Source organism: bacterium (genome assembly GCA_021372535.1).
Taxonomy (GTDB): domain Bacteria; phylum Latescibacterota; class Latescibacteria; order Latescibacterales; family Latescibacteraceae; genus JAFGMP01.
Map to the genome: position 1 here is coordinate 15,795 of JAJFUH010000039.1, position 20,686 is coordinate 36,480.

Annotated in this window: 20 protein-coding genes; 11 read left to right on the forward strand and 9 right to left on the reverse strand. The window is 45.4% G+C overall.

Features of this window, described 5'->3' with window-relative positions:
* Nucleotides 1–63: 63 nt before the first annotated feature.
* The 3 genes from LLG96_04180 to LLG96_04190 all read right to left on the reverse strand — a co-directional run bounded on the left by LLG96_04180 (nt 64) and on the right by LLG96_04190 (nt 3,354).
* Nucleotides 64–1,095 (reverse strand): efflux RND transporter periplasmic adaptor subunit, encoded by a 1,032-nt coding sequence (locus LLG96_04180; protein MCE5249399.1) that lies wholly within the window; start codon nt 1,093–1,095, stop codon nt 64–66.
* A 156-nt stretch (nt 1,096–1,251) separates the two neighbouring features.
* The gene (locus LLG96_04185) at nt 1,252–1,857 is read right to left on the reverse strand and encodes a TetR/AcrR family transcriptional regulator (protein MCE5249400.1); all 606 of its coding nucleotides are present in this window, start codon (nt 1,855–1,857) and stop codon (nt 1,252–1,254) included.
* Nucleotides 1,858–2,811: 954 nt separating this feature from the next.
* Entirely contained in the window at nt 2,812–3,354 is a 543-nt protein-coding gene (locus tag LLG96_04190; GenBank protein MCE5249401.1) for an N-acetyltransferase, read from the reverse strand.
* A gap of 682 nt (nt 3,355–4,036) precedes the next feature.
* Between LLG96_04190 and LLG96_04195 the strand changes: the two genes are divergently transcribed.
* Entirely contained in the window at nt 4,037–4,846 is an 810-nt protein-coding gene (locus LLG96_04195; GenBank protein ID MCE5249402.1) for a replication-relaxation family protein, read from the forward strand.
* A gap of 8 nt (nt 4,847–4,854) precedes the next feature.
* Here the strand turns inward: LLG96_04195 and LLG96_04200 are convergent, their stop codons facing one another.
* Entirely contained in the window at nt 4,855–5,538 is a 684-nt protein-coding gene (locus LLG96_04200) for a hypothetical protein (GenBank protein ID MCE5249403.1), read from the reverse strand.
* A 523-nt stretch (nt 5,539–6,061) separates the two neighbouring features.
* Between LLG96_04200 and LLG96_04205 the strand changes: the two genes are divergently transcribed.
* From LLG96_04205 to LLG96_04220, 4 genes are all read left to right on the forward strand, one after another.
* Nucleotides 6,062–6,301: a DUF2958 domain-containing protein gene (locus LLG96_04205; protein ID MCE5249404.1), complete on the forward strand. Its 240-nt coding sequence runs from the start codon at nt 6,062–6,064 to the stop codon at nt 6,299–6,301.
* Between the two features lie 195 nt (nt 6,302–6,496).
* On the forward strand, nt 6,497–6,970 hold the full coding sequence (locus LLG96_04210) for a hypothetical protein (GenBank protein MCE5249405.1): 474 nt from the start codon (nt 6,497–6,499) through the stop codon (nt 6,968–6,970).
* A gap of 124 nt (nt 6,971–7,094) precedes the next feature.
* A complete protein-coding gene (locus LLG96_04215; protein ID MCE5249406.1) occupies nt 7,095–7,592 on the forward strand; it encodes a site-specific integrase in 498 nt (165 codons plus the stop codon).
* A 390-nt stretch (nt 7,593–7,982) separates the two neighbouring features.
* Complete coding sequence (locus LLG96_04220) at nt 7,983–9,161, forward strand: hypothetical protein (protein ID MCE5249407.1); 1,179 nt, start codon at nt 7,983–7,985, stop codon at nt 9,159–9,161.
* Between the two features lie 297 nt (nt 9,162–9,458).
* Here the strand turns inward: LLG96_04220 and LLG96_04225 are convergent, their stop codons facing one another.
* Nucleotides 9,459–9,776: a hypothetical protein gene (locus LLG96_04225; protein MCE5249408.1), complete on the reverse strand. Its 318-nt coding sequence runs from the start codon at nt 9,774–9,776 to the stop codon at nt 9,459–9,461.
* A 54-nt stretch (nt 9,777–9,830) separates the two neighbouring features.
* Here LLG96_04225 and LLG96_04230 point away from each other — a divergent pair, with 54 nt between their 5' ends.
* Complete coding sequence (locus LLG96_04230; GenBank protein MCE5249409.1) at nt 9,831–10,256, forward strand: hypothetical protein; 426 nt, start codon at nt 9,831–9,833, stop codon at nt 10,254–10,256.
* A 78-nt stretch (nt 10,257–10,334) separates the two neighbouring features.
* Here the strand turns inward: LLG96_04230 and LLG96_04235 are convergent, their stop codons facing one another.
* Nucleotides 10,335–12,791 carry an NACHT domain-containing protein gene (locus LLG96_04235; GenBank protein MCE5249410.1) on the reverse strand — a complete coding sequence of 819 codons (2,457 nt, stop codon included), beginning with the start codon at nt 12,789–12,791 and terminating at the stop codon, nt 10,335–10,337.
* 708 nt (nt 12,792–13,499) lie between these two features.
* On the opposite strand from LLG96_04235, the gene LLG96_04240 reads away from it, so the two are divergent.
* The 5 genes from LLG96_04240 (at nt 13,500) to LLG96_04260 (ending at nt 17,795) form a co-directional block, all read left to right on the forward strand.
* Nucleotides 13,500–13,745: a hypothetical protein gene (locus LLG96_04240; GenBank protein MCE5249411.1), complete on the forward strand. Its 246-nt coding sequence runs from the start codon at nt 13,500–13,502 to the stop codon at nt 13,743–13,745.
* A gap of 27 nt (nt 13,746–13,772) precedes the next feature.
* The gene (locus LLG96_04245; GenBank protein ID MCE5249412.1) at nt 13,773–14,027 is read left to right on the forward strand and encodes a site-specific integrase; all 255 of its coding nucleotides are present in this window, start codon (nt 13,773–13,775) and stop codon (nt 14,025–14,027) included.
* A gap of 518 nt (nt 14,028–14,545) precedes the next feature.
* A complete protein-coding gene (locus tag LLG96_04250; protein MCE5249413.1) occupies nt 14,546–15,355 on the forward strand; it encodes a replication-relaxation family protein in 810 nt (269 codons plus the stop codon).
* Nucleotides 15,356–15,366: 11 nt separating this feature from the next.
* Nucleotides 15,367–16,578: a hypothetical protein gene (locus LLG96_04255; GenBank protein ID MCE5249414.1), complete on the forward strand. Its 1,212-nt coding sequence runs from the start codon at nt 15,367–15,369 to the stop codon at nt 16,576–16,578.
* Between the two features lie 17 nt (nt 16,579–16,595).
* Nucleotides 16,596–17,795: a hypothetical protein gene (locus tag LLG96_04260; protein ID MCE5249415.1), complete on the forward strand. Its 1,200-nt coding sequence runs from the start codon at nt 16,596–16,598 to the stop codon at nt 17,793–17,795.
* A 321-nt stretch (nt 17,796–18,116) separates the two neighbouring features.
* On the opposite strand, the gene LLG96_04265 is transcribed toward LLG96_04260, so the two are convergent.
* The 3 genes from LLG96_04265 to LLG96_04275 form a co-directional block, all read right to left on the reverse strand.
* On the reverse strand, nt 18,117–18,449 hold the full coding sequence (locus LLG96_04265; protein MCE5249416.1) for a hypothetical protein: 333 nt from the start codon (nt 18,447–18,449) through the stop codon (nt 18,117–18,119).
* Nucleotides 18,450–18,453: 4 nt separating this feature from the next.
* Nucleotides 18,454–20,379 (reverse strand): ATP-dependent helicase, encoded by a 1,926-nt coding sequence (locus LLG96_04270; GenBank protein ID MCE5249417.1) that lies wholly within the window; start codon nt 20,377–20,379, stop codon nt 18,454–18,456.
* Nucleotide 20,380: 1 nt separating this feature from the next.
* A partial coding sequence (locus LLG96_04275; GenBank protein MCE5249418.1) for a hypothetical protein occupies nt 20,381–20,686 on the reverse strand: 306 nt, incomplete at its 5' end.

Genomic DNA, 20,686 nt, shown 5'->3' on the forward strand with positions numbered 1-20,686 from the left:
TTTCAATACTGTTACGACGTACTCTGAAATCTTTATTATATCTGCCGGGTTAATTCATATGTATCAGTCAGTGATGATGCGGATTTTTTTCCTGTCCGCAAGCAATTCCAGCCCTTTGGTTATAAGCATATCGCCGGGATTCAGCCCCTGAAGAATTTCCACATCGACATCGTAGTGTCTTCCGACAAGAACTTCGCGCCTCACCGCAAGGCTGTCCACGGCTACATAAACATACCATGTATCCCCGTCCCTCCGGAGATTGCTCCGCGCAACGATGATCGAGGGCTTGTCGTTGCCTGCGCCGATGGTGATATCGGCGTTAACTCCGTTCATGACCTGCTGTCCGGGATTATCGAACTCAATTACAACTCTGAACGCCTGGCGCTTTTCATCGAGCGACTGATCGACCTGAACGACCCGTCCTTCTATTTTCCTGTCGCGCCAGACCGCAGATGCCGCCTGACCTTTCGAAATGCCGCCGATCTGGTCTTCACCGGCCCACACCTCGGCTTTCAACCTGTGCGTTCTGGAAACCGTGAAAAGTTTGTCGCCTGCTTTGACGTTGTCTGATTCGCGTACATTGATCCTGGTGATGACGCCGTCGATAGGCGCTTTGACCATGACTGTCTGACGGACCGCATACCAGTTTGCCTCGGCAACCTTGAACTGGGTTCTCGTGTTGTCCAGTTCCTGGAGGGAGATACCTCCCTCGGCATAGAGCTTTTCGATACGGCTGAGTGTGGTCTTTGCGAATTCCATCGCGACGCTTGCCTGATGATACCGTGCCTGGGGATTATCGGTCGGGAAGGTGATCACGATCTGATCTTTGGCGACATGATCGCCGACCTTGAACTTTACGGATTCGACTTTATCCTCCACAAGAGAGGTGGCATCGGTTTCCTCGGCTCCGGTCAGTATTTCATTGAATGTATACTCTCTTCCCAACTGCTTCAAAACGACAGGTTCCACCCTGACCGGAACACCGTTTTCTTCATGCAGACTGTCCATGCTCAGGGTTTCGACATTTTCCTTGCCGCAGCCAGCAGCAAAAACCGTCAAAGCCGAAAGAAGTAACCGTGCAGCTGTCCTTTTCATATGATCTCCTCACGATTTCTGATTTGCAGTTTATCCTTTTCCCGCGGTTCCTGGCCGCCCTCGGGAAGTAAATAACGGTAAAACAACGTTCGAATAGTACAATAGAATTATTTGTTAAAACGTTCGATTTCCGGGTAAAAAAAAACTCGATTTATATTACCGTGAAATTTCCTGTTTCGACATGATCCCATGCAGCGCAATGTCCAGAAACGGATCTATGCTGTCCAGAACCGCACGCCCTGTCCCCGTGAAACTGCCAAATGGCATTATAAAACCAAATAAGGCAATCTGTATCGCTTTCGCCTTACTCTTAGGATTATCAATTGCAAAAACACCCGTACGATTCCCCTCGTTAAATATTGATATAAACATGTCCGCGAGATGCTGTTCGTTTTTAATCCTCACCTCGGTTGTGAAATCGAAGATATGGAACCATTCATCCTTGAGAAAACGATAGTAATTCGAGGTTTCCTCTATTTTTTCGCACAGGAATCTGAAACAGGTCCTGAATTTCATAACGGGAGATTGCTCGGCATCGACCGCTTCACGAAGAGACTGTAACATATGGGAAGCTTCTTTTTCGATAACCGCCCGGAAAATATCGTCTTTCCCGCTGAAATAGTGGTAAACAGAGCTTTTTGCCTTGTAGACCGATGAAGCGATATCTTCGATTGTCGTTTTTCGGTAGCCGTATTTCGCGAATACCTCGCGCGCCGCCTCGATGATCTGGTCTCTCATATCCTGATATTCGTTTGATGCCATTGTAATGTCCTTTAAACCATTCAAACAAATTGGTCATTTGTTCGATAAAATAACCCTGCTTGTATCTTTTGTCAATACTTTTTTTTACGTTTTAGCCCGATTAATTCATAAAAATTATAAAAGAACGCCGATTTTCATGGATTGGGCGAATATACACGTTTGCGTTAAAACGCTGAAAAAGTACGTTTCAGAAAAGGGTATAATGACCGAAGACCATGTATGCGGAATAGAAAAGTTTATGGAAGAAGTCAAAATAAGGTATATTTCTACTATGGGGCAGGTTCGCCTTTAATTGTCAAGGGAGGGCAGACCTCTTCACGGGATAATGGCTCTTTTGGGCATTCCAATTTATCGGCGACGCAGTGATATTTACTGCTATTGCCTTGATAAATCCGGTTAAAGCTGCTACAAAACGGGCAGGAAGTATTAAAATACATCCGCAATTCATTCTGCAGCAACAAAGTGCGCCAATAGCTCAGCAGGATAGAGCAACTGCCTTCTCATATCGACAGGCAGATTATCGTAAATTGCTGATAATCAATAATCTGTCGTAATTACAATAAGATACGTTTGTAGAAAAAATCCGAATAGTATCTCGTTTCTCCGAGTTTTTACTCTTTACCTGCCAGAGAACTGCCAGAGAAATTCCGCAATTGACCCGAAATATCGAAGCTGACCCATGACAACACATCTTACAGGTAAACTGCTTGTTAGCCGCAGGTTATACGATATAAAAAATTGTTGTAGGGTAGGACAATGTATGATGTAATTGCGGTAAAAAACGGGTAGTGTCCGATGGGGATGTAATCCGAGGTAGAGCAGGTAAATTATGGCGAATTCATGTGAGTGTCACCTCACCAGACCGTGGAAAGCTTACAACAGACATACCTGGAATAAAAAACGCCTGCATGGGAGCAGGCGTTTTTTCGTAACACTATGAGAATATCAAACTCTTTATTCCACCCAGTGTTCCGGGTGATCGAGCGCGTCGGCAATCAGGACTTTACCGGCAACTGCGCCTAGAATACCGGGACGCAGCGCCTGAACCATCCATGCATCAGCGTATTCGGATGGAATGGGATAGGGGGCTTCGAAGCCCAGCGAGCCGACCGTATGGAACCCGGAGCGCGGATAATAGGTGGGATGGCCGAGGACGAAGACGATATCGGCACCCGCCTCTTTCAGCATGTCCAGCCCTTTGGCAATGAGGAGACCGCCAATGCCTTTGGACTGTGCTTCGGGGACGATGGCAAGCGGGGCGAGGATCGATCCGGTGATTTCGGGTGCACCATCGATGGCGACCCTGGTGAAAAGGATATGCCCGACCGGCTTACCGTTATCGATCGCGAGAAGCGAGATGAGGGGACGGGCGGTCGGATCGACGAGCAGATCGTTGACCAGTTTGGCGATCACCGGTCCTTTTTCGAGGCCGAATGCCAGTGTTTCGACGTGAAGAACGTCGTGCAGATCTGAGGCGATAGATTCTCGGATTGTCAATGTATTTCTCCAAATAGGTATGATTTCACACAGGCACATCAGTTGACGGACGTACAACCATGCCACACGTACATCGGGACTGAGGTGCGTAGATAAAGGAACGGATGGCAGTTGGACTGATTTCGACCGGCCATTGACAGGTGCGCATACCTGTTCGGTACGCTTCTGACACGAAATGCTTTTACCGGGCCATTGTCGTTGCCAAACGTCATGTATGAAACATGAATGAGATCATGTTTATCTGGTTACACTGACTCGCCGATTATCCATGGGGTTCTCCATGTAGTATAATATCTCACAAGTAAAACAGATGATTCTTTAGGGAAATCCAATATAAGAAATGCTTGTTTGAAGAGCAATGAAGATTATATCAGAAAATGAAGACTTGCACGTAACTGACCGCTCTTTGGCCATTCTTTAGCGAGAATTGACCCGTTTCATACTATCTGCTATGCTATCGATATGCAATTCCCAACCGATAGTTCCCCCGATACCATCCGGTTTCCGCTCGCAATAATTTCACGCCGATTTTTACGGCGTTATCATAGTGTGCAATCTATGCCCTTTTACCTCCGGCAAAAAGGACAGCCCACTCTCTCAGAACGCTAATAATAGCCAAATCGCTTTTCATGAGAGACCGGGCTGTCCTTTCAGGACAAGATTGCACGCAATAAAATAATAAATGCCGCGAAATCCCGACGCCAAACTCTGGCTCTTGAAGGCAATCTACGACCTCAAGTTCGCCACCATCTACAATCTCGCCTTCGAGAGCAGGGGAACGACCAAGGACTCCTGCCTTGTCGGCACAGGCCGTCATATCCGCCAGCTCGAAAAGGCCGGGCTGATTCTTCCGGTCAGGCAATACGGCTACCTGCGCCATGAAAAATACCGCCATACCTTCTGGCAGGTGACGAAAGACGGCGCTCAAGCCCTGGGCTATGAGCGGTATACGCCTGTCGGCGAGAAATCGGTGCGGAATTTTCCGCACCAGTTCGGGCTGGTCGATGCGCTGTGCGGGCTGTACTACCCGTTTCGGGACGAATACGACATAGCGATAACTTATCCATCCACTGCTGATTCGCTGGATGGGTACAAGCCGGATGCGGTAGTGAAGTACCGTCACAAGCTCAATGGTAGGGAATACGATTTCATCCTGGAATTCGAAAGGACGCGGACACCGAAGGAAATCATGGAGGAGAAGATACGGGTAAGCGAGAAGGTTAAGAATTTTAGGAAATTCGGGCTGTCGAAGCAAACGAAGATTCTGTATGTGTTCACGACGGAGAATTTTGATGTGACGAAGAGGCCGGTTGAGTATGAGGATTGCAGGCCGGTGATGGAGAGGGTGGAGAAGCAGTTCGGGCAGCTTTTGAGGTTGGCGGGAAAGTTACCTGGGTATAGATATAGGTTTTTGATTTTATACCAATATAGGAGTTATAAGAACGCAGTATGGGTGATACCGGGAGGAGAATTGGTGAAAATAATAATTTAACGAATACTTCAATCGCCCGGCGTAGCCGGGTCGACTGGAAGCACGGTGTTATCTGCTGGCATCAGTGTTATTCTCTTCCAGTACACCACTCCTCGAATGAGAAAGCCAGAAAAGAATAAAAAAGCCCCCAACACGCTCATATAGTAAGAAATTATACATGACGAGCGCTGACCAAGGAGGAACCCAAGACAAAAGAAGATTGCCGCCCCACCCAATGTCCATGCCTCGGCAAGTAAAGGTAGACAACCGAGGACGGCAAAAACGTCCACATTCTCGGGGTGCTTGCGTGCAGAGTAGAACATGTTTAAAAATGCTATGTAGCCGAACAAACAGAAAACACCTAACGAGTAGAACCAAAAAAAGGCAGGAGAGAATACAGATCGAATAACAAATAACTCGGAGATTCCGAGGAGGAAGGGAATAAATGAGTCTTTCAGGGAAGGGATCCATCTCAGCACAGTGGAGCCCATCATATATTCATTCCACGTAGTAACAATCATGATGAACGTAGTGATCAGAGGTATTATATCTTTGAAAACAATATTCCCTATCTGTTTGTCCAATAAAAAGATGAAATATCCGAGAACCCCAGCTTGAATGACGCTGATAAGGGTCAGGTAGACAGACGAGAAACTTGTCTTGATACGCTCAATTGTCGCTTCCGTGTTCTTTCTTTGCTGGATTGTATTCATTGTCTTTCTTTCAGATAACAATAATTATATGGTTTTTTTATAACACACTTTAGCCGCGAAGTTGCAATAGAACAACTCAACACACAATTAGGCATAAATATTTTGATTGCAAGTCATTAGGTCGGCTATAAATTTGTTGGCGGAGTGATATATTGTTTCTTTATAATACTCCTTATAGTTATAAAAACATCAGTTTGACCACGGTTCAACTTATGATGTCAATATCTTATAGTCAAAACTAATAGAATTAATAATAACTTCGCCAAAAACAACTGTTTCTGACGCACTCAAATCCGCCCCTCAAAATCCCTGTTTTTTCAGGGATTTTTTATTGCCGTTTTTCACAGGTTTTTGGCGCACAGGGAAATATGTGATATGATGATATAATAAATACATGCTCTTTTAAAAATGCAATACTTTTTTGCGCAAAAAGTGAACATTATGGAACACACCGACAAAACAACAACTTGACCGAATTCCACGGCTGTATGAGACCGAACACATACCAGCAGAGGAGAAGATTATACATCTCCATTTTTTCATCGGCGCATGTGACTGGTTCATTACCGAGTATGATGGCGATGACCTGTTCTTTGGATTCGCTATCCTCAATAGCGATTATGAAATGGCCGAGTGGGGATACATAAGCTTTGCCGAATTGAAGTCTATCCGGATTCACGGCCTCGAAATTGACTGCGAAATGAACTGGACTCCGAAACCCGCCCGCGACATCGACCTCATCAAACGCTGCCTTGCTATCTAATCCCAACCGTTTCTGCCTTCCTCTTCCATTGTAGCAAGGGAACCCGCCTTTCCTGTAAAGGCGATGGACAGCTTTGCGCTAAAGCAATCTGCCCACACCATTGACAGGAGGCAACAGACCTCTGCCTGGCTATGAGAGAGAAGTCAAGAAGACGGTTTGGCTCTCATCTAACACGACCGTCACCAAGGAAATAATATGACCAAAAACAGATTGGTTGTCGGCGACGCAAGCTGGGCCGACATGATCCCGGACTGGCTCTTAGAAGAAATCAGGCACGAACGGCTCATTTACGGCCTTGCCGGAATTTCCAATCCGGATGCACCCAAAGTCGGAGACGCGGAAGTGGCCGCGTATCTCATGACCGCCTCGATGCGCGCGCCCATGCCCGGGGAATACGCGGAAGTTTATGTCTACCTGACAGCACGGCTGATGAAACGGCAAGGCACGGAATTGCCGGACTTCATGGCCGAGAAAGCCAAAGTCCTTAAAATTGAGAAAGAACTGAAGAATCCCAGGAAGGATATGAAACTTCTTGCGCTGATGAATGACCGGCTGGATGTTGTTAAAATCAGGAACAGCGACCGTTATTATCAATCCACAATGAGATTTTTCAAGCTGTTTATTGCTTTTTCCGGTGATGTTTATGCTTCCGAAATATCAAGGAGCTAGGTGAGCCGGTTTCTGCTTGATTTATCCAGAGTATATGAAAAGCACGGCAGGGGAAACAGAAGTGTAAATGTGGCCCTGACCATCCTTAAAGCCCTTTTTAATCATGGCATTAAGATACACGAGCTTGACATTAAAAAATCCGGTGGTTGGCATAAAATCTTTTGCCGAAGACAGAAAAATTAAGTATATTCCTTCCGATGAAGATATTAAAGCTGTTCTTGCCCTGTGCGACAGGCAGGAGGCTGCTTTAATTCATTTGGTAATGGAAACCGGCGCCAGAATCGGCGAGGCCCTGAATTTATTGCCGGAGGATATACACGATGGCTTTGTGGTTCTTTATACCCGCAAAAGCCAGTATGAAAGCTGGATACCGCGCAAGGTTCCTTATGACACCAGCCGGTTAAGAAAATTCAAGCCTTTCAATATACGCTGGAAAAAGGAGCCGAGATTTCTTGAGAAGTATGTCCATAAACTTGGGCAGAAATCTTGGAACTGGCATTCGCTCCGGCATCGGTACGTTTCAAAATTATTTAAAAATGGAGTGCCAATTTTTGAGATAATGATGCTGCTGGGCCACAGCTCTTTAATTACAACACAAAGATATTTGGCCTTGTTGCCATAGGGGATAGTCAAACACTATCCTCTTTAAAATTTGCCAGAGATTTGCCAGAGAAAATTGAAAAACGAAAAATATCCTCATAACCTCTTCTGCCGCAATGAGGTGCGCCAATAGCTCAGCAGGATAGAGCAACTGCCTTCTCATATCGCCGGGCAGATTATCGCAAAATCATTATAAACAGGCTATTTGCAAGAATAACAAGTATATAACCCGTGGAAGAAACCGGAGAAAACCTCTCCTTTTTTCACGGGTTTTTACTTTTTCTTGTCCCGGATTTTGCCCGATTTCATCATTAAAATTTAGAGCAGAGTAAAATATTATACTTGACAATGCGTCCATTGTTGTATAATAGTATATACACAATTCATCCATTGATACCCGGGATTAACCAACATGTTTGAACAACAGCTCGATCTCTTTCAACCGGGTAATAAGTCTTTCGGGAATATATATGACTATCAATTACACGGTCCCATTTCCCTTGATTTCTCACCTGAGCGCATTATTCTCGCCAAAGGCAGCACCGACACACCCGAAAGGCGGAGTATAGTCCGCCATATTTGTTCTCTATTCCCTGAGGTAACAATAGATGAGTTTCTCGATACACCCCATAATCGTATTAATATAGATAATCCAAAAAATGCATTCAGACGCCATGTGCAAGGGAAAAAGACGCTGGTACTCGGCGTGATGAAAAGCCCGGTGAGGTTGTCGAATGAATCGGGGAATACCTGCCCGAATTACTGGCACTATTCAGTATTCGGTTTTTGCCCGTATGGATGCACCTATTGCTATCTTGCGGGAACGCCGGGAGTTTGGTATTCGCCGGCGGTAAAAATCTATGTCAATCTCACGGACATTATCGATGAAATCGACAAACAGGCCCGTAGAACCGTCGTTCCCATCTCATTCTATCACGGCAAATTACAGGATGGTCTGGCCCTGGAGCCTATCACCGGATACATGCGGTCGCTGATTCCGTTTTTTGCCTGGCATCCCTATGCCCGTAACATCGTCCTCACAAAATCGGCTGTCGTCGATTCCCTTCTATCGCTCGATCATGAAGGTCACACGATTCTCAGTTGGAGTGTCAATCCGCCGGAAATCGCCTCCCTGTTTGAGCCAAATACACCACCCGTCGATGCACGCATCCGGGCGATGAAATTATGCGCCGATGCCGGATATCCCATCCGCGTAGTGCTTATGCCGGTCATTCCCGTCTCCAACTGGAAAAAATTGTACGGTGATTTTCTTGAGCGTCTGCTGATAGAAATTCCTCTAACCCGTTTGACAATCGGGGGGATATGCAGTTATTCTCACGCTCACCGGTTGATGATACAACGTCTCGGGCACCACAATCCTATTTCTAACCACATGTCAGGACGCACTTCCAAAGGCGATGGACGCCGTCGCTATAATCCTGAATTCAGGATCGGCATGTACCGCTTTCTTGCAGGTAAAGCCAAGCATATCAGACCGGATCTACCCATCGGACTTTGTCTTGAAGAGACCGATATATGGCATGAGGTTGATCCGTCATTGAATCCGGGAGTGTGCAACTGTGTTTTATGAAAAGAGGATCATCTCCAATTTGGCTGGTCAAGATTTTCATAAATGATTATTCAATTAGTTGTGGATAAAGAGGAGAGAATCTTAATCCACTCTGTTATGAAATATTATTGTAATATGGCTGTCAAGGACAGGACAAGTCGGCTAATGGCCGACACTTGACAGATCAAAGTATATTAAAGATTACATCGTATGACTTATAGCACAACGCATGGATTAACGTCTGTCAAGCCTTAGCCGAAGGCTGACTTGTATGGGCTTGACAGACAATAAGTTAACAAATTTCACAACAAGGGTGATTTAAGAGCTTTTTCTCAAACCACCCATTATAAGTGAATTTTCATACCAGCTTTTTCGGAAGAGAACCATAATAATGTAATTAGCTATGTTAATATATTTCTTTCGTGTCGGCGCGCCGACATCGGCGTCGGACTTGCTCCATGCTTCAAGGGATGGAATAGCGGCCAGTTTCGCCAGTTTGTTATTAAGGGCTATTTCTGCGAGTTTTTCATGCATGGGATTGTTCTCACCGTATTTTTCGGCAACCTCTTCTCTCACCTCGCTTTCTATCCTCTGGAATTTCTTCTCAGACAGGCCCTTCCTAAAGGTTTCCAGCATGTTCCGCCTGAATATACCATAGTCGTCGCGCTCACGCGCTTGAGAGAGCCGTTTTTGAGCCTCACACGCAGCGTTATTCCAGCGTTCCTGCTCCTTGTCGATGTCAAACCGGCTTTTTTGTATCCGGTAGTCTTCTTTAATGGCTTTCAAGGTATAGGTGCCGATATTCTTGCTCACGATTTTGCCGGGCATTCGCTCAAGCAGGTAGACGGTAAGCTCTCATCAATGATACTTTCTAACTGCCATGTGAAGGTAGCGCTCAATTGCGGAGCCGAGGATGCTGAACTGATGGCCCGGGAAATCGGCATCAATCCCCAGGAAATCCAGAAATTGAAACCTTTTGAAGCATATATCGGCATTGGGAAAAAGCCGCATAAGGTGCTGACGTTTCCGGGACCGCAGATTCAACCGTATCAGGCGGAACCTGTGGTGAAGCCAAAGGAGATTGATTTTCTGTGGGATGGATGGATTGAATTATAATTAACGATCGCCTTGACCGGCAGTTGACCGCGTAGCGGGACACTGTACGTTCGGAGGTGTTTTTCGACTGTCTGATTTTTATTCATGCTGCCCCAACCCAAGTCTCTTCCGCAGCTTCTCCATCAACCCTATCAGTTGTTCCACCTGTGGTAAGATGCCCGTGTGGTGGGCTCTCAAGTTCTCGTGCACAAGCTTTTGCAAATTGGATAGCCTGTTTGCGAGGTAAACCATTGTTAGTTCACTATTGACCGTGGCAAAACTTCTTTTGATCGTATCCTCCTTGGTGGCCAACGCCTTCACTCCAGCAGCAAGGAGTTTGCTTCCTTCATATTCATGCGCAAAAGAGGCGAGTTTCTCTAAGGCATTTAATAAGGGGATTGGTTCAAAATTTGATAGAAGAGCGCCACTGCTAAACAATATGGATTGCGAGCGATCCGAGTTGAGTGTAAGGAGAACCCGAAAGAAGTTCATCAAGTTACCGTGAAAACCTTTGCTGGAAACAACGTTGTACAGCGAGTCGATGATTTCGTCTCCAACCCGCATGCAAACGGCGAGTTCGGCTTCAGTGACGTCTTTACCGTAGAGAATATCATGGCAGAATACCTTATAGATTGCCTGACGCGTGTCACGAAGCGTATACTCGGCCTCGGCTAGATACTCAAGAAGAGTCAGCCCGATCCGGGTTTTTCTGGTCATGCGAGATGGCCACGAGAAGCCGTCCATTGTCCCGATAAGACCGAAATAGAACCGCAGAGAATTCCGCCACCAGTCATCTAGAAAGATAACATGGGTAAACATCCCGCCCAACCTAACCAACCGCTTTGCGGCAAAGAATTCCTGAAATGAATGATGAACGAATTCAAAAACATCTTTCTCCGGTTGTCGAAGGAGCGAACTCCTGAAGTACACCTCATCCAGTATTTCACGAATGGTCTCACTCCCCCCAAAGGAGTAATGCTTCTGGTCGCGACGCCGTTCTAACACCTTCTCGACGCTGGCTGAGAAGTCAGAGAGATGGAACCACCGACGGTTCTTTACCATATTATCGTAAGCGAGAACTTCAAGAACATGCGTCTTCAATTCTACGCTGAACTGATTGACAACGCCTCTTATTGTGTCCCACTTACCCAACAACAGATCAAGTATACGGTCGTAGACGGCACTCCGAGTTGTTGGAAGTTCGCTCGTTCCAAAACGTCGAGCAAGGATGACGTAGATTGTGAGCATAAGTGGAGTCCGGCAGAATGCCCCTAGGTCTGGGGTGTCAAGGATCTTGCGGGCAACTTCTTCCCTTCGCGCTTCTGAGTCAGGAAACCACTTGGTAATGAACTCGCGTATTTGCGTGTCAGTGAATGGGCATAGGCGGAAGTACCTGAACGAGGAGCCTAATTGCGGAACACGTGAAGGACGTGAAGTAACGACCACACCTGCAGTATAGCGTTGACTCAGATTTGTCAGGTACTTCGCCACGGTCGTATAGTCCATGTCCCTGAGACCGTGCAGATTGATCTCGTCGAATCCATCAAGGAGCAGAAGTAGTGACATTGCTGGGTGTCGCCGAAGGTATTCGCGTCCGACTTCGTGTTCAACATGTTCATCTATAGCGTTCACGAGACTCTCATATGAAGCAAAAGCAGATGGTGGCAAAGAGGACATTGGCATGAAGATGGGCATACACATACGGAGGCGTACGGGAAGAGGGTCCGCAACGGCACCGCCTATTGCCAGCACTAGTCTCTGCAACAACGTTGTCTTGCCGGAACCAACGTCTGCGATCACGACCAGACGGGTGTGATGTTCCATCACGTCAGGAAGTGACTGAGTCGCCGAATCGGGTATCGGGTTGGCAAAATTGAGCAGTCGGGCGTCTTCGGCATTGGTGGGCACGACATCGCCACCAGTATACACCTGGTCCAAGCGTAGCGTTTGTTCCCCACCAAGCAGAGATAGGGTTTTAGTTCCAAGAAACCGTTGGCAGATGAGGTACAGGTACCGCGAGTCGGGAGCAGGCATGGTGCGAAAAAGTCCCGGTGCGTACTCGTTCAGCATGGAAATCAGTTTGGGACCATCCACGAAATTGATCGAATCCTGCGGGGTGTCTCCCATCTCACCACTAATACTCCTGATGCAGGCTTGGGAAATATCGTGCGGCGTGAAGACAAAAACCTTGGTGATATGCAGTTCCTTACCGTCAAAGGGGTCGCGAAAGGGAGTCTTCATTGCTTGCCGGATCTGGAAGTACAGAGATCCAATTGACTGTGAACTAGTAACCGACCCGGAAAGACGATTCATCTTGACAACAGCGCAGTAGTGTCTTGTTCCTTCAAGCGGAGAGTGATACTGGAATACGATGTCCTTACCAAGTTCGTCCCGACCGTGCAGGTACCGAATGTCCGTAAATCCCATGGCTTGCAGTAGTGGGATCAGCACGAGCTCGCAAAGTTCCCGCTCAGAGAGGCCTTGCAGAAACTCGGAGTCTGCGGCGAAGTCGCCTTTAACTTCTTGATGGCCAGTGCCGATGTTCTGGTCAGCCATTTTTCCCCCGGTGTCGAACTCGGGATTATATGGTTTCTAGGCTAAGGACTTATATATAGCTATTTGAGATATATATGATCCAAATGAAAAAACTTAAAAATTCGTGTATTATTATTAATTTCAATTTGTTGTATTTTCACTATCACTAATTTTGTTGGAATCTTATACAGTCTAGATATGATCCCAATTCAATATCATTTCCTATACATTAATCAACAGTACTTCTTATTTCCTTTCCACCACTGTTTAGAATACTCTTTTTTAACATAACTGCACTTGAAATATACATACTTTCAAATCTTCTCCAATACATTTTTTTATCATATATAACATCTCAAATTTTAATAACACATCCAACCTCAACAAAAATATGCTACAATATAAAAATCTGGCTACTTACGGAGCTATGGGCACAAGCCAGCCGTAAGACGCGGCGCTTTACTTTTTCCTGTTTGCGCTATCGAAACAGATGGCGACACTCGTGTGGTTTTTCAGAACAGGCGGAGGAACGACCTAGGGCCGCGCCGTAACGATTGGGGAGTGAGGTCGAGACTTTTCAACGTTATTGTAGTCAGACGGCACATTGAAAAAGGGGGGTTTTTGACAGTTCCCTTTTTTCAATAATAATATTATCAGATATGCACAATAATTAATCAAATAGACAAGGCGAATTACCGGGTAAACAACTGCCTGACCTGCCTCAAGGCGATGTTCAATTACGACATCATCATCCATGAGCTTCCTGTCCGGAATCCCGTGGTCGGGATAAAAAAATTTGCGGAGGATTTTAAAATTAAGTATATTTCTACCGATGAGGATATAGAAGCGGTGTTACACCTCTGCGACAGAGACGAGAGCCTTCTGGTGCGATTTGTCATGGAGACCGGGGCGAGGATAAACGAGGCTCTTGCTTTGGACCGTAAAGACACCTATGAAGGGTATGTCGTTTTTTAAACGAGAAAAAGCAGGAACTCAAACCTGGTGCCCCGCAAGGTACCGTTCGACACCGGCCTGTTCGGGAGATTCAAACCCTTTCATCAGCGCTGGACAGCCCATCCGAGATTTCTTGAAAAGTATGTCCGGAAGCTGAAACAGAAAAACTGGGGCTGGCACAACCTCCGGCACCGGTTTGCGTCCAAGCTGTCGAAAGAGGGAAGACCGCTGTACGAGATAATGGCTCTTCTGGGTCATTCAAATTTATCGACAACGCAACGGTATTTGCAGCTTTTACAATGATTTGTCCCAGATTTGTCCGAAGCACAAAAAAGAATAAAAAACATCTTCATAACCTTTTCTGCCGCAATGAGGTGCGCCAATAGCTCAGTCGGATAGAGCAACTGCCTTCTAAGCCCGCCAGACCTATTATCGTTAATTATTGATAATCAACAATCTGTCGTAATTACAATAAGATACGCTTAAGAGAATTTTCCGGATTACACCTCATTTTCCCGTATTTTTACACTTTACCTGCCAGAGAACTGCCAGAGAATTTCCGCAATTGACCCTCTTTTTCGTGTCTGCTATACTATCGGTATAGACATCCCGGCCGATACTTTCCGCGATATATTCTGACCTCTTCCTCTAATAATTTCACGCCGATTTTTACGGCGTTATCATAGTGTGCAATCTATGTCCTTTTACCTCCGGCAAAAAGGACAGCCCACTCTCTCAGAACGCTAATATTAAAATGACCGCTTTTCATGAGAGACCGGGCTGTCCTTTCAGGACAAGATTGCACGTAATAAAATAAAAAAATGCCGCAAAATCCCGACGCCAAACAAAGGCTCCTCAAGGCCATCTACGACCTCAAGTTTGCCACAATCTATAATCTCGCCTTCGAGAGTGGAGGAACGACCAAGGATTCCTGCCTCGTCGGCACAGGCCGTCACATCCACCACCTCGAAAAGGCCGGGCTGATCCTTCCGGTCAGGCAATACGGCTACCTGCGCCACGAAAAATACCGCCATACCTTCTGGCAGGTGACGAAAGAGGGCGCTCAAGCCCTGGGCTATGAGCGATACACGCCTGTAGGCGAGAAGTCGGTGCGAAACTTCCCGCACCAGTTCGGGTTGATCGACTCGCTGTGTGGACTGTACTACGCATTCCAGGACGAGTATGATATACTGATAGCATATCCTTCTACAGCGAGTTCTTTTGACGGATATAAGCCGGACGCGATTATTCGGTATCGGCACAAGATCACTGAAAGGGAGTTCGACTTTCTCGTAGAGTTTGAGCGAACAAGGACACCGAAGGCAATATTCAACGAAAAAATCCGGCTGAACGAAAAGATAACGAATTTTCGGAAGTACGGATTATCCAAACAGACTAAGTTCCTGTATGTGTTCACGACGGAAAACTTCGATGTAACCACACGGCCCGTGGAGTATCACGGATACCGGCAGATGATAGCAAGAGTAGAGAAAGAATTCGGCCAGCTTTTGCGAATGGCCAAGAAACTTCCTGAGTACCGCTACCGGTTCGCTCCGCTCCACCAGTTCAAGGAGTTTGAGAAACCGGTCTGGTTCAGCCCTACCGGTCATAAAGTGACGATCATCAATTAACATTAACCAATATGCAAAAACAAACTTTTCAATCTATCAAATGGCTTCTCCACCACGCCATTACCGTATTTTCCTGCGTCGTAATCATTATTGTAGGGACGGCAGCCATAGCGTATTCAAGCACCACTATCGGGGAAAACATAAGCACGAATAACCTGACCGCAGCAGGAGACCTTACGGTTGACACGAACACGCTTTTTGTCGATTCCACAAATAACCGGTTAGGAATTGGCACCACCTCGCCCTGGGGCCTTGTATCAGTCAGTTCCGGTGGCGTTGCCGAACCGGGATTTGTTATTGGCTCCTCCGCGGCTACCCAGTTTTTAGTCAATAATGACGGGAAAGTGGGAATCGGGACAGAAAATCCGTCTCAATCTCTTGAGGTGAATGGCGCAGTCAAGGCATTGAATTTCAGAGTTGCCTCCGGCGGAGGAGCATTGTTGAATGACGCTTCTCCAAATTATTCAAGAATCAGACCACTTTCCACAGGGACGGTGATAGACAGAAATATATCCGATGCAAATGCCGCTCTTATCGTCCAGCAGGTGAATCCAGGTTCAACCGGAGATATTCTCCAATTAAAAAATGATTCGGGCACGAAAATGGTGGTAAATCAACAGGGGAAAGTCGGTATCGGCACGACAAATCCATCATTGGCGCAATTGCAGGTTGTCGGAAATATTTATACTTCAAATGGAATCAGCTTTTATGAATCGGGAGAAAATTCCGCAAAAAATTCTTTCTATAGAGGTTCAACTGATTTTCAAATACTCAGAAATTATAGTCGAGTCTATACGATATTGGAATTATTGTCTCCGCCGGGAGTTCTTGGTTCAGCATCATCTTCTGAAGCTACTATCGCTTTAGTAAGAGGAGAAAACCCAGATCGGGAATTCATTGACATTTACAATAATGGTTATGCTTCGGAAACACAATTCGGCATCAGGATTCAAAAAAGAGGAACAGGAAGTTATCGTGACTTTGTTTTTGACCAGTATGACGGAACAACGAAGACACCCATACTGGTGTTGAAATCTTCCCGCAATGTCGGCATTGGGACTTTTTCCCCAACAACGGCATTGGATGTTGCAGGGGTCATTAAAACCAGGCCGACAAGTACGGCAACCTGCGATACCGATGTGGCAGGCGGGATTTATTTTGACAGCGATGATAATCATTTTTACGGATGCAACGGTACCGCGTGGGTCCAGTTGGATAATTGATATAACGTATGCGTTATATGACTAAGCATAGAACATCGATCATAACCCTCGCCCTGCTGTTGACCTTTTCTCCTGTTTCCGCGACTGCGAGTTTTACCGCCGATTCCAACATCACGGTTTCCGCTGTCACCTATGGCACTACTGTCGTTGACATGACAATCCTTGACGGTTCGACTGCCGAAAGTCTTACCTATGATCAAGGAGCTTTCAGAGTGACCAATCCGGATAATTTCATGGTATCATGTAATGATGCTTCCGTTCATGGTATCCGCGCCACCCTGTCCGGGAAAACCGCGTCCTGTGTCAGGAATTCCAATCCGGGAACGACATATCTTGCTCTTCGGAATATGACCGGAGAATACACGATTGAGCCAATCACCACAGATATTTCCCACGCTCTTACCTATAATTCCTCCTGCGGCGCGGCAAGTTGCGAAACCGGCTATATGGTTTCCGGTGCAGGATCAAGTGCTGTTTGTATAACGACTCCCAGCGGAAGCGCACCAGGCTGGATGTTGCAGCAACCGGCAACCGAAAAGCATACGGTTCCCGCTGATGAAGCGGGAATCCCACCCTTTGATTCCCAAGATATCTCAGACAAAGACGCTCCTGACTCAGGTGTCGAAAACGCATGGAAACGAATTCTATCTGACGGTGACATTACAGCCATCGGTGATGTTGACCAACTCATGTGTGAAACCGGCCAGAAAAGAGACTTAGAAATTGAAGCCAAATATAACCGGACTCTTGTGGAAAGTATTGTCAAAGGAGTGGAAACAAGTAAGGAGACCAGATACGCCATCACCAATTTTGTTACCTACGGCACTCAAACCACCCGGATTCTCGGAGCCGGGGAAAGAGCCGGAGTGGTCAACAGCTTCAAAACTGCGTTTGGGAAATTACCGACGACTGACACCGACTGGCAAGATGTCATAAAGATCGCCAATGGAAGATGGCCCGGACGAACCAATCCGGAAACAGAGAAAAAAGTAGAATCTGCCTTCAGGAAAATTTATCTTCGGAATCCGGATAGAACCAATCCTCATGACGATGCAGCCCTTGTCGTAATGGCCTATGGATTGAGGCCTGAACAGAGAAATCTTGAGAGCGAGAAAATAGCCATTGGATATTTTATGAGCATTTACGGTTCTGCGCCAAAGTCGGTTTTTGCATGGGATGTGGTGAGAGCGATTGCATATTCAGGGGCGACAAGATAAAAAAACGCTGAATGAGAAGATCAAAAATTACCGGAAGTATAGGCTTTCAAAACAGACTAAATTTTTGTATGTGTTTACGATGGAGCATTTTGATGTGACGACGAGGTCGGTGGAGTATGGTGATTGTCGTGAGGTGTTGGAGAGGGTGGAGAGACAGTTTGGGCAATTAGTGAGGTTGACGGGGAAATTGCCCGGGCATAGGTATCGGTTTGCGATGTTGCATCGGTTTAGGGCGTTCGAGAGAACGGTGTGGAAGACGACTAAGGGAAACACAGTAATTCTCATTGTCTAAAACAAGTACGAAATATCTATAATCTCTTTTCAGTGTTTATAAATCATTTGTGATGCAATTTTCTTTGACGTGTGGACATCTTGGATAAATACATCCCATTTTTCGTTTTGAGTAATGTTGTTCAGTGTTTCTCCTCCAAGGTTTTCCAAATTTCCAGATAGATTATCTCCAATTTCAGGAGAATAGCCGCCGAGAAGCTCTATCAGGGAGAACTCATCATGTTCAGTTCGAACAGCGATCAATGCTTGATTGAAATCAATAAATTCTATTATTCCTTTCATATAATAATCCTTTTGCTCTAAGTTGAATGGAAGCGGCATAAATTTTCCATCCAGAATGCCGATTTTTATTTGAGAAATCATCCGTTTACAATTCAATCCCCATTTCGCTAAGGAATCTTGAAGGTTGTTTTTTCCATCCAAAAACTTTTTCTGAGAAAGTTAAAGTTAAACTCTCTTCGGCTCGTGTTATTGCCACGAAACAATTACGACGTTCTTCTTGCATTTCAAGGGAATTGTCACCTTTTTTTACGGCAGCCCAACTTGGAAGTTGGTCCTCTACAAGCCCCATAAGATATACATGTCGAAACTCCATACCCTTTGATGCATGTATTGTAAAACAAGGAATTGCGTTTGGAGGTTTTGGCGGCGTCTTGGATGTAAGATCGAGTTCATGTAGTAATTGGTAAAGACTAATTTCTTCTCCTTCAAACTTCTTCGTTATTTCTGACAAAATCTGATTCCAAACTTCGCATTCTTCTTCAAATTCATCGAAAGTTTTTTCAGCCTGTTGTACTCCACTTTGCAGTTCTTCTGCCCATTTTAGTAGTTTTTCGGCAAAAAAACGATAATTTAACGAATTTAATAACGGTTTGATATCCGTTTCAAGCAAAAATCGAGTTTTAATTTCAATTTCTTTTCGACTTTTCACCTCTTCAAGCCAAGAATGTAGCAAATCCTGTCCATCCGCTGATGCACGAGATAGAACTGGGGATAATTCAATACTGATCCCTTCAAGTTCAAAAAAAGCTTTTGATAAGCGCGCAAGAGACTGTTTATCTTCTTTTGAATTGACCAGACGAAGAATTGCATGTAACATTCGCAAGGGAGCACTCTTGAATTCATCTTTGCGAGCTGTGAAGTAAATTGGGACACCTGCTTCTTCAAGTTTGTGACCAATTAAGTCTAAAAGTTTTTTTGTCCGTGATAAAACAGCACAGTTTTTACGGTCTTGAGTTTTCCTCTTTGCAATATCTTGGGCTATCCACTCAGCCTCATCATCAATATTACCAAAACTATAAACTCTAACAACATCTTCACTCACTCCTTGTTTGACAGCCTTCAACGGCCTCTTACCTGCAGAACGATTGAGATTTTTCTCAATTAAAGCATTAGCCATTTCTATAACAAGGGGAGGACAACGATAATTTTCTGGGAGTTGTAGTTCAGTGACATTGAAGTCATCCCGTAATGATTGGATTCGTTTGGGACTTGCACCATTCCATTGATAAATAATCTGATCATCGTCCGCCACGACAAATAATGTGGAAGGATCGGGATTTGTAATAAGTGAAAGAATCTTGTATTGTGAATGATTGGTATCCTGAAACTCATCCACAAGGATATGCTTATAAACCTTCCGAATATGTTTTACAAGGAAAGGATGTTTAATTAGAAGATCGAGTGTTTCAGCGATAAGACTAGAGAAATCGAGGGAATTTGTTAGGCGAAGGGCATCTCTATAGGCTGTATACACCTGTGCCAATGGAATTGCATTTCTGACATTGGATTGCTGAAGCAATTCCTCTGCTTGATCAGGTGAAACACAACGGTCTAAAAGTCTCGTAACCGCAGGAAGGAGTTGGGCTGCATTGAAGTGTTTAGGCAGAGAATAGTTAATATCCTTTTTTAACTGCCCTAAAACATCATCTAGCAAGGCTTCTCTATCGGCATCATTTGTAAGTATCTGAAAATCCGGACGGAAACTGAGATGAATACCATGCTGCTGAAGAAGTTCAGACGCATAGGAATGAAATGTTGTCAGTCGCACACGACTGAGTTCCTTCGGAACAAGTTCTTCAACTCTTCCGCGCATTTCTGCGGCGGCTTTATTTGTAAAAGTTAGTGCAAGGATTCGGAAGTGCTGGCCTTCTGATTCTTCAAGAATTCGGGCAATGCGATAAGTAAGAACCCGTGTCTTGCCAGAGCCTGGACCCGCTAGTACAAGGAGAGGTCCCTTGTCCCACAACACTGCCTCACGCTGATTTTCGTTAAGTGAGGACAGATCTATCATATTAACCTCCGGCCAACTGGACAACGCGGGTAATTATGTCCTGAACAGTTTGGGGAATTGTACTTATACTACGTTGCTGTATTTCTGTCGCTAGTAATTGAGCAAACGCCGGTTTTCCCCCAGCCTTCTTAATAGCTGCTTTAATTAGTAACTTCGTCTTCTTGATGGTATTGCCAGAAGCTTCAGTATTGATCTCATTATGACGCTGTTTTGGTACCATTTTAGTTATAAAATCATTATATCCATTATGCCAGAACTCATGCTCAATATCGGCATGAGTCAATCTCCTGGCACGATCTGCAATATT

Coding starts and splice junctions, on each gene's coding strand:
- LLG96_04180 (MCE5249399.1), bottom strand. CDS start 1,095: ATGAAAAGGACAGCTGCACGGTTACTTCTTTCGGCTTTGACGGTTTTT.
- LLG96_04185 (MCE5249400.1), bottom strand. CDS start 1,857: ATGGCATCAAACGAATATCAGGATATGAGAGACCAGATCATCGAGGCG.
- LLG96_04195 (MCE5249402.1), top strand. CDS start 4,037: ATGCCGCGAAATCCCGACGCCAAACTCTGGCTCTTGAAGGCAATCTAC.
- LLG96_04200 (MCE5249403.1), bottom strand. CDS start 5,538: ATGAATACAATCCAGCAAAGAAAGAACACGGAAGCGACAATTGAGCGT.
- LLG96_04210 (MCE5249405.1), top strand. CDS start 6,497: ATGACCAAAAACAGATTGGTTGTCGGCGACGCAAGCTGGGCCGACATG.
- LLG96_04220 (MCE5249407.1), top strand. CDS start 7,983: ATGTTTGAACAACAGCTCGATCTCTTTCAACCGGGTAATAAGTCTTTC.
- LLG96_04225 (MCE5249408.1), bottom strand. CDS start 9,776: ATGCTGGAAACCTTTAGGAAGGGCCTGTCTGAGAAGAAATTCCAGAGG.
- LLG96_04235 (MCE5249410.1), bottom strand. CDS start 12,791: ATGGCTGACCAGAACATCGGCACTGGCCATCAAGAAGTTAAAGGCGAC.
- LLG96_04240 (MCE5249411.1), top strand. CDS start 13,500: ATGTTCAATTACGACATCATCATCCATGAGCTTCCTGTCCGGAATCCC.
- LLG96_04250 (MCE5249413.1), top strand. CDS start 14,546: ATGCCGCAAAATCCCGACGCCAAACAAAGGCTCCTCAAGGCCATCTAC.
- LLG96_04255 (MCE5249414.1), top strand. CDS start 15,367: ATGCAAAAACAAACTTTTCAATCTATCAAATGGCTTCTCCACCACGCC.
- LLG96_04260 (MCE5249415.1), top strand. CDS start 16,596: ATGACTAAGCATAGAACATCGATCATAACCCTCGCCCTGCTGTTGACC.
- LLG96_04265 (MCE5249416.1), bottom strand. CDS start 18,449: ATGATTTCTCAAATAAAAATCGGCATTCTGGATGGAAAATTTATGCCG.
- LLG96_04270 (MCE5249417.1), bottom strand. CDS start 20,379: ATGATAGATCTGTCCTCACTTAACGAAAATCAGCGTGAGGCAGTGTTG.